Source organism: Klebsiella sp. P1927 (assembly GCF_018204675.1).
In the GTDB taxonomy this organism is placed as follows: domain Bacteria; phylum Pseudomonadota; class Gammaproteobacteria; order Enterobacterales; family Enterobacteriaceae; genus Klebsiella; species Klebsiella pneumoniae.
On record NZ_CP073377.1, the window covers coordinates 2,979,646 to 2,988,005 of the forward strand.

The window sequence follows — 8,360 nt, forward strand, 5'->3', positions numbered from 1 at the left end:
ACATCACTTAGCTGATGATGAAGTGTTTTGCTTCCCGGCGCCGAGTTCGGCGCCGGTCAAAGGATCGCCCTGCGGGTCAGACTGCGTTCGCTTCAGCATCGCTTTGCACAGCGCTTCCTGCTCTGGCGTCAGGCCGACAGAAGCACTGCCATCTCCGCCATCTACGGCCGGCTGTGGATCCTTGACATAATCGAAGTGTTTGTCACTGTTCCAGCTGCCGCGTACTTCTCCACCTTCAGACATATTGTAGTAGGTGTTAGCGTACTCGCTAATGGGCGGCAGTTTGCCCGGTGGATAGTTGTTGCGAATCGACTGCAGGGCCTTCTCAAAAGAGAGCTGATGCGCCGCTTCGCGGGTCATCAGGAAGGCCAGCGCGTCTTTCACGCCAGGATCGTCGGTCACGTTGATCAGGCGTTCATAGACGATCTTCGCCCTCGCCTCCGCCGCGACATTCGACCGCAGGTCGGCGGTGGGTTCGCCGATAGTATCAATGTAGGCCGCCGTCCACGGCACGCCCGCCGAGTTGGTCAGCGGGGTACCGCCGCCGTACAGCAGGGATGTAATATGGCTGTCATTGCCGTTGGCGGTGAGCGAACGATAGAGTTCCGCCTCGCTCTCGGTGCCCTCCGCCAGGGCTCCTTTGGCGCCTTTATTCAGCATGCCGACCAAAGTGCCAATGATCTCCAGATGGCTCAACTCCTCTGTCGCGATATCCATCAGCATATCTTTGCGGCCGGGATCGTCATCGCTTAATCCCTGGGTGAAATAACGACACGCGGCGGCCAGCTCGCCCTGAGGGCCGCCAAACTGTTCGAGCAGTAAATTCGCGAGCCCCGGATTCGGTTCAGCAACGCGTACGGTATACTGCAGTTGTTTCACATGACGAAACATAGGCCTGCCTCCTGGGTTATTTTTTCGCTTCTACGCCGTCAGCATCTGAACGCAGGAGAAACTGCTCCGTGGTCTGAGGAATATGTTTAATCAGCCAGTCGGCCATTTCCCGCTCTTCCGCCAGGATGGCTTCAATGGCTGGGATGGAGGCGGTATCGCCCGCTTTTTCAGCGGCCGCCAGCAGAGAGGTATAGCAGGCGATTTCAAACTGCTCGAAAACGTACCCGCTGATCGAGCCTTTGACGATTTCATCGGAAGGAAACATCCCGCCGATGGACTGGCCGAGAGCCGCCATTTTACTCATCGAATCTTTAATCACCGAGCGCGAAATCTCATTGCGGTCGAGGATCTCTTCCAGCACGGTAATTTGCCGTTTGGTCTCGTTAACATGCTGTTCGATTCTGGCACGGAGATCCGGATAATTATCGATACGGCCAGCCATTGATTCCAGCATGGACTCTGCCTGTTTTTCCATGGCATGCGCATCTCGTAGCCAGTCATGGTAATGTTCAACGTGATTCATCGTGATTTCCTCGTGTCAGGGAGAGTTTATTTTTCCGCTTTCATATTAATATTACCTACCGCCAGATCGGTTAATTTCACATCGGTTTGTTTTTCTTCTTCCAGGGTTTCGGCAAGCAGTTTGGCTGCTTTTTTATAGCCCAACTGCTCTGCCAGGGTGACCAGAGTACCGTAACTGGCAATTTCGTAATGCTCGACCTTTTGCGCAGCGGCAATTAATGCAGCATCACGTACCTCATTTTTTTCCGTGCTCTCAACGACTTCATTAGCTTCTTCGATTAATCCTTCCATGGCCACGCATTTCATGCGTTTGATTTTCAGGTTGGATTCCTGTTCAATAATCTGGTCGATACGTTCGATCTGGCCCTGGGTTTCTTCAAGATGAGCATTGAACGCCGCGCTGAGTTTTTCACTGGACGCCGCTCTGGCTAGTTTAGCCAGCCCGCGGGTTAATTGTTTCTCTGCGCTGTAGGTATCTGAGAGCAGGTGAATAAATACATCTTCAATGCTTTTCATATTCATAGAAATACCTTCTGGAGTCAGAAAATAACTGCGAGTCTGTGACAGACTCGCAGGAGATACTTTCACTTCAGGGTGCAAGGAAAAGGATAATCAGGAATTATCGGACTTGCGGCCACCGCCGTGGCTATTCTGTCCGCCTTTTTTACCCGCTTCGGACGCACGCTGCGGATCATTTTTAAAGTTCCCGCCGCTGTGCTGACCACCTTTACGACCTGCTTCAGAAGCTTTTTCACGGTCTTCAGCAAAATTACCGGAACCACCACGATGCTCTGCCATATTTCACCTCATGTATATCGGTTATGTCAGTACGATACGAAAATATTCCGTATCACTCGTCGTTCGATATTTAAATCTAGCGGATAATGCTGGTTAGTCAAATTATTATTCCGTTTTTTCGACACCTTTTAGCAGTAATTCGGAATAATTCTACAAGACACCTCAAAAATAACCAGACGGCACCTTGCCGCTAACTCACTGTGTTCAGGGAAATAATGTATGCAGATCACCTCTGCGGCAAATAATTATCTATACCGGAGGATTACTACCGTTGGGTTATATAACGAAGCGGCAGCATTGCCCTTTGCCAGACGGAAATTCAGAATTTTTCCTGGTTTTACGGATAAAAAAAGCCGCTGGGGAAGCGGCTAGCAAACAAAATGGAGCGAATATCATGCCCGATTAATACTGGCACACATAAGGGCAATAGGCAAATAACTCGAACAGACCAGCCGGGAAATAAGCGAAGCGTGGAATATATTCAGCTCCTGGAATATCACGCAGTTCCATTATTAGTACTCTACGCTTTATTTTTTACGATGATTTATCGGTGACGATAGCAGCCGTTCACCAGGCCGAAGAACCGCATGCTGTCAACCTTTCTCTCGAGGAGAATATTCTATGAAAGCACTCACTTATCACGGCCCGCATCATGTCAGCGTCGACACCATGCCTGACCCGGCTCTTGAGGCAGCGGACGATATTATTCTGCGCGTCACCGCGACAGCGATTTGCGGTTCCGATCTGCATCTGTACCGCGGAAAGATCCCCGGCACGCACCATGGTGATATTTTCGGCCATGAATTTATGGGGGAAGTGGTGGAAGCCGGTTCCGAGGTCACCGCGGTCCGCAAAGGCGACCGGGTGGTTATCCCGTTTGTCATCGCCTGCGGAGACTGCTTCTTTTGTCGCTTGCAGCAGTATGCCGCCTGCGAAAGCACCAATAGCGGCCAGGGCGCGACGCTCAATCGAAAAGGCATTTCGCCACCGGCGGCGCTGTTTGGCTATAGCGATTTGTACGGCGGGATCCCGGGCGGCCAGGCGGAATATGTACGGGTCCCCAAAGCCAATACCGGACCGTTTAAAGTGCCAGACACCTTACCCGATGAAAAGGTGCTGTTTCTGTCAGATATTCTGCCCACCGCCTGGCAGGCGGTTAAAAACGCCGAGGTCAAACCCGGCAGTAGCGTGGCTATTTTTGGCGCCGGCCCGGTAGGCCTGCTCTGCGCCTCCTGCGCCAGGCTCAATGGCGCAGAACAGATATTTATCATCGATCATAACGATTACCGACTCGATTTCGCGCAACAACGCTATGGCGCGATCCCGATAAACTTTGACCACCATGACGATCCTGCGCAGTGGATTATCGATAACACGCCGGGCCATCGCGGCGTCGACGCGGTGATCGACGCCGTGGGCTTCGAGGCGAAAGGTAGCCTTACGGAAACCGTCCTCAGCACCCTGAAAATCGAGGGGAGCAGCGGAAAAGCCCTGCGCCAGTGCATCGCCGCCGTGCGCCGCGGCGGCATCGTCAGCGTACCCGGGGTTTACGCCGGTTTCATCCACGGCTTTATGTTTGGCGATGCCTTTGATAAAGGACTGACCTTCAGGATGGGACAAACCCACGTCCACGCCTGGTTGCCGGATCTGCTGGCGCTTATTGAGCAAGGGCTGCTTACCCCGGAGGAGATTGTCACTCACCATATGCCGCTGGAGGAGGCCGCGCGCGGCTATCAGATCTTTGAGAAACGTGAAGAGGCGTGCCGCAAAGTGATCCTCGTACCGGGAATGCAGCCCGGGAAAGCGACCCTCTGAGAAGGCGATTACCGCGCAAGGAAATTCTCGGCGGACCGATCGCGGCATGATATAAACATAGCGTGCTTTGGCCCGCCGTCGCTGATATAGCCGTTCACCAGAGGAGAAGTTGATGCTCGAGTTACGTCCGAATTGCGAATGCTGTGATAAAGATCTGCCGCCAGACTCACCCGAGGCGTTTATCTGTTCGTTCGAGTGCACCTTTTGCCGGGACTGCATGACGACGCGACTGAACGGACATTGCCCGAACTGCGGCGGCGAACTGGTGCGGCGCCCTGTGCGTCCCGAAGAGGCGCTGCGGCGCCACCCCGCCTCCACCCTGCGCCGCCATGCACAGTAGGCGAGACGCAGGTCTCCCGGCTAAGGCCCGAGGAGAGCACGGAGCCTGAAGGCGTGACCGGTGGCAGACAACGTGCTCTTTCGATTATCGCCCGGCGGCGCTTCGCTAGTCCGGGCGAGCGTTTCCGGGTTCATATTCTGCATGTCAGTAAAACGACTTTCCCGCCCGTACTGCCCGTCGGCGATCGCTTTCATCGATAGCCGCAGCCCTCAGGGTTTATCCCCCCACATCGCGATTTCACTAAAACTCAGCCAGCCCTGTGCGCTCAGGCTGCCGTATCGCATGGCTGGCGTTCTTTTTTATTCACCATCGCAATAACGCTGGAAGCATTTCCGTTGCAATCGTTGATCTCCTGCCAGGCATATTTCGCTGCACACCGAAGCTTCCTGCTCTGGCCGTCAGTAGACTGCCGGGAAATTCACCATGGAGCAGACTTATGATTGCGGTACTTTTTGAGGCCGACGCCTTACCACAAGCACAGGAAAGATATCTTCAGCTGGCGGCCGGGCTGACGCCTTTGCTTTCAGACACGCCGGGGTTTATTGCCATTGAGCGCTTTCAGAGCCTGAGTACGCCCGGCAAAATCCTCTCGCTATCCTGGTGGGAAGATGAAGCCTCGGTGGCCAACTGGCAGCAAAATGAGCGGCATCTGGCTGCCCAGCGCGAAGGCAAAGCATCGATTTTTTCATATTACAGAATACGCGTAGCCCGCGTGTTCCGGGATTACGCATCGGATCGGGGAGCACAGTCAGATGTATGACATTCACGTGATTCTCAGCAACTCGCCGGGCTCGCTTGGCGCAATGGGTATGGCGCTGGGTAACAACGGCGTGGGGCTCGAAGGCGGCGGCGTATTCACCACGCCTGATGCCGGACATGCGCATTTTCTGGTGGAAGACGGTGAGACAGCCCGCAGGGTGCTGACCGAGGCCGGCTTTACGGTCAGCAATGTATGCCGTCCTCTGATACGAAAGTTACCTCAGGAACGTCCTGGGGAACTGGGAGACATCGCAGACACCCTGGCCCATAATGGTATTAATATTCTGGTACAGTACAGCGACCACCGTAACCGGCTCATTCTCCTTACCGATGATGACGCCCGGGCAGCGGAAGTGACCAAAAAATGGGCCATACTTTCTGAATGAATCTCCTGAAACCGCAGCAAGACAGTGAGCCAGAGGAGGCGCTGGAAACCGCTATGGCGATGGTGGCCTCAGCCCTCTCTGACTCGTCAAGGGTCAGTATTCTCTGCGCGCTGATGGACGGGCGCGCATGGACGGCAACCGAACTCAGTACGGTCGCCGAGGTGTCCGCCTCCACCACCAGCGGCCATCTTGCCCGGCTGCTCAGCAACGGACTGGTGGTGTGTCTCGCGCAGGGGCGCCACCGCTATTACCGCCTGGCGGGCTCGCATATTGCCGGGCTGCTGGAAAACCTGATGGGCGTCTCTATGCAAGCGCATAAGACGCTTCTCCCCAGCACGCCGGTTAATCTTCGCTACGCCCGGACCTGCTACGATCATCTGGCGGGCGAGCTGGCGGTCAATATTTATGAATTTATGCTGAGGGAAAAATGGCTGGCGGCAGATGGCCTGGCCCTGACGTCAGCCGGTAAAACCCAGCTTGAACGCCTTGGCGCAGTGTTTAACGCCCGCCCACGGCGTAAGCCTTGCTGCCCCTGTCTCGACTGGAGCGAAAGACGTTTTCATCTGGGCGGCGACGCCGGCTCGGCGCTAATGACGCTGTTCCTGCAAAAAGGATGGATAACGCGCGCGCCGGGATATCGGGAAGTACAAGTGACGGATAGCGGCAGAGCGGCGCTGTCCCGGCTGTTTAATCTGAAAGTGCGCGGATAGCCTGAGTTTAGGCTACAGCACATTTTCGCCGAACGGCCCCGGTTTAAGCCGGTCGGGCCATCAGTATGACGCCTGGCGTGCAATCCGTTTTCATGCGAGCTCTTACGGCAAATGGATCTCTCCCTGTCATGAGGTATATAGCTTTGTTGAACGTTGCGCTGCGGGACATTCGCCATCGCCTAATGCTTCAAGCGTCCGGCAGAATAATTGCCTGAAGGCGAAAAAAAACGAGAGCCCATCGGCTCCCGCTTTTACTTAATCCACTAACGGGATTACATATTCGCGATAATCGCGTCGCCAAACTCGCTACATTTCAGCAGTTTAGCGCCTTCCATCAGACGTTCGAAGTCATAGGTCACGGTCTTGGCGGCGATAGCGCCTTCCATGCCTTTGACGATCAGGTCTGCGGCTTCGAACCACTGCATGTGGCGCAGCAGTAGTTCTCTGCATTGCTCTTAATACTTTGATTTTTAAAAAAAATATGTTTCTGAACACTTATCTAGAACCATTTTTATGTTAATTCTAACATGCTGATTACATGATAAATTATCCGAGTTTTGATAACCTATTTTCTCTCAATCAGTACTCTTTTGTTTGAACCTGCTTGTTCAAATCACGCACTTGTTTTGTTAACTCCTGCACCGTAAGAACAAGATCCGCGATGATGGCCGTATGGTCTACGTTAAGGATATTGATCTTCTCGCCATCAATTTCTACATCGCCGCTTTGAAAGGTGTAAATCGGGTCAACTTTTTCAGCTTGTTGAGCAATAAATCCACGCCTACGGCGTGTTTCGCCTTTCATGTTGAACTCACATACCCCCAGCGCGTTAATACGCCTGGAGGCCCCTTCCTGGGATTCCGTAAAATCCTTTTTCAGCCGCACGTCTGAGCCAGTGGTCATAACATCGCCTTTAGGGGTGGAGATTGTCCCTCCGGTGTAAAAGAGCCAAGCATCTTTTTGGCCGAAACCGTCCATATACAGTACCACTCGGTGGTTGTACCCAACGTATTCTTCAAGGTAGAAACCACCCCACGCTCCAGCCGTGTCGCCGTTTCCTCCACGCCCTGACATGCGGGACCGGACTTTGCCACCGGAAATCAACGCGCCAATGGCAGGGGAACCGAAGTCGGTCTGCTGGGACACACAGTCATAGCGACACTGCATCCAGCTGCCGATGTCGGCCGCTTGCCCCACCCGCAGGTCTCTGTCTACCCGTAGATGGCTTCCCTGAACACTAAGTTGATCTGCGGCTGTAGTGATGAGGCGTGCGGTGTAGTCGTTAGCACTTTTGTTATGGTGAAAGTCAATGTATGGCGTGTTCATCGACAGCTCAATCGCCTGGGTATACAGCAACCCCTTCGTCGTGTTGTCGATGTCGCCGCCGGCAATCAGCGCGCCAGGTAGTGTCGTTCGGTTGTTGGCATCAATAACGAGGATGTCATCAAAGGTGTCTGCCGGTGATACAGTGGTCGCTCTTGAACGCTGAACCCTAAACGGTGTTCCCGAGCCAACGGCAATTGTCCCGCCTTGCCCCTGTTTTTTGAGCAGAGCCAGATCTGAGTTCTTACCGAGTATAAAACCGGCATTATCGCTGGTTATAACCTGCGAGCCGTCGAGTTTGTTTCCTCCGGTGAGTTTTGCCAGCGCGTTAAGATCCGAGGCCTTCGCCATCCCGGCTATCGCCGGCACGGTCACCTGCTTTCCTGTGATCGGGTCAGTCAGGGTGATATTGCCGCTGCCGGTCAGGGCCATCGACCAGCCCTCCACTACACTACGCCAGAATGCAAACGCGCTGGCCAGCTGGTTAGCAAACGACGAGGTGCTGGCGGTTTCAGCGGTAATAATGCCGTAACTGGCACCGGAAAATGCGGTGGTGATATTCCGGGTCAGCGTCAGTTGCGTGTCGCTGTCCACGGATTTGATCGCATACAGGTCAGCACTACCGCTGCGGTAGACCACTAGAATCGACCCGGGCAGTATCCCCAGCGCCTCCTGTGACCATTTTGTTGTCGCACCTGTCACCCGTGCCTGCGACGCGGCACCCGTGACGGTACCGACTTCATACATCGCCATAATAAAGTTCCTCCTGGATGGTTTTCCCTGGAAAAAGAAAAGGCCCCTTGCGGGGCCATATAT

General features: G+C 54.1%; 11 protein-coding genes and 1 pseudogene. 6 read left to right on the top strand and 6 right to left on the bottom strand.

All coding sequences use genetic code 11. The features are described from left to right. Positions 1 to 3 precede the first annotated feature (3 nt). From KB892_RS15180 to KB892_RS15195, 4 genes are all read right to left on the bottom strand, one after another. Positions 4 to 891: a manganese catalase family protein gene (locus tag KB892_RS15180; protein WP_004140512.1), complete on the bottom strand. Its 888-nt coding sequence runs from the start codon at positions 889 to 891 to the stop codon at positions 4 to 6. A gap of 16 nt (positions 892 to 907) precedes the next feature. Next, positions 908 to 1,414 carry a ferritin-like domain-containing protein gene (locus KB892_RS15185; RefSeq protein WP_004140514.1) on the bottom strand — a complete coding sequence of 169 codons (507 nt, stop codon included), beginning with the start codon at positions 1,412 to 1,414 and terminating at the stop codon, positions 908 to 910. Positions 1,415 to 1,440: 26 nt separating this feature from the next. Continuing rightward, complete coding sequence (locus tag KB892_RS15190; protein WP_004150794.1) at positions 1,441 to 1,935, bottom strand: YciE/YciF ferroxidase family protein; 495 nt, start codon at positions 1,933 to 1,935, stop codon at positions 1,441 to 1,443. Between the two features lie 90 nt (positions 1,936 to 2,025). Next, positions 2,026 to 2,211, bottom strand: a complete 186-nt coding sequence (locus tag KB892_RS15195) for a con-10 family general stress protein (protein ID WP_004150795.1) — start codon at positions 2,209 to 2,211, stop codon at positions 2,026 to 2,028. A 621-nt stretch (positions 2,212 to 2,832) separates the two neighbouring features. On the opposite strand from KB892_RS15195, the gene KB892_RS15200 reads away from it, so the two are divergent. The 6 genes from KB892_RS15200 (at position 2,833) to KB892_RS15225 (ending at position 6,221) form a co-directional block, all read left to right on the top strand. Next, complete coding sequence (locus KB892_RS15200) at positions 2,833 to 4,026, top strand: zinc-dependent alcohol dehydrogenase (RefSeq protein ID WP_004140529.1); 1,194 nt, start codon at positions 2,833 to 2,835, stop codon at positions 4,024 to 4,026. Between the two features lie 112 nt (positions 4,027 to 4,138). Beyond that, complete coding sequence (locus KB892_RS15205) at positions 4,139 to 4,366, top strand: DUF1272 domain-containing protein (RefSeq protein WP_004140530.1); 228 nt, start codon at positions 4,139 to 4,141, stop codon at positions 4,364 to 4,366. A 141-nt stretch (positions 4,367 to 4,507) separates the two neighbouring features. Beyond that, complete coding sequence (locus KB892_RS15210) at positions 4,508 to 4,684, top strand: hypothetical protein (protein ID WP_004225560.1); 177 nt, start codon at positions 4,508 to 4,510, stop codon at positions 4,682 to 4,684. Between the two features lie 118 nt (positions 4,685 to 4,802). Further along, positions 4,803 to 5,126, top strand: a complete 324-nt coding sequence (locus KB892_RS15215; RefSeq protein ID WP_004150797.1) for an antibiotic biosynthesis monooxygenase family protein — start codon at positions 4,803 to 4,805, stop codon at positions 5,124 to 5,126. Then, positions 5,119 to 5,511, top strand: coding sequence for an amino acid-binding protein (locus tag KB892_RS15220; protein WP_004150798.1), 393 nt, complete (start codon positions 5,119 to 5,121; stop codon positions 5,509 to 5,511). The genes KB892_RS15215 and KB892_RS15220 overlap by 8 nt, the downstream gene beginning before the upstream one ends. Next, positions 5,508 to 6,221, top strand: coding sequence for an ArsR/SmtB family transcription factor (locus tag KB892_RS15225; RefSeq protein WP_004150799.1), 714 nt, complete (start codon positions 5,508 to 5,510; stop codon positions 6,219 to 6,221). The genes KB892_RS15220 and KB892_RS15225 overlap by 4 nt, the downstream gene beginning before the upstream one ends. Positions 6,222 to 6,493: 272 nt before the next feature. Here KB892_RS15225 and KB892_RS15230 read toward each other — a convergent pair. After that, positions 6,494 to 6,664 (bottom strand): annotated as a pseudogene (locus KB892_RS15230) (isocitrate/isopropylmalate family dehydrogenase); the annotation flags it as partial. 136 nt (positions 6,665 to 6,800) lie between these two features. Further along, on the bottom strand, positions 6,801 to 8,297 hold the full coding sequence (locus KB892_RS15235; protein ID WP_023328083.1) for a tail fiber domain-containing protein: 1,497 nt from the start codon (positions 8,295 to 8,297) through the stop codon (positions 6,801 to 6,803). Positions 8,298 to 8,360 lie beyond the last annotated feature (63 nt).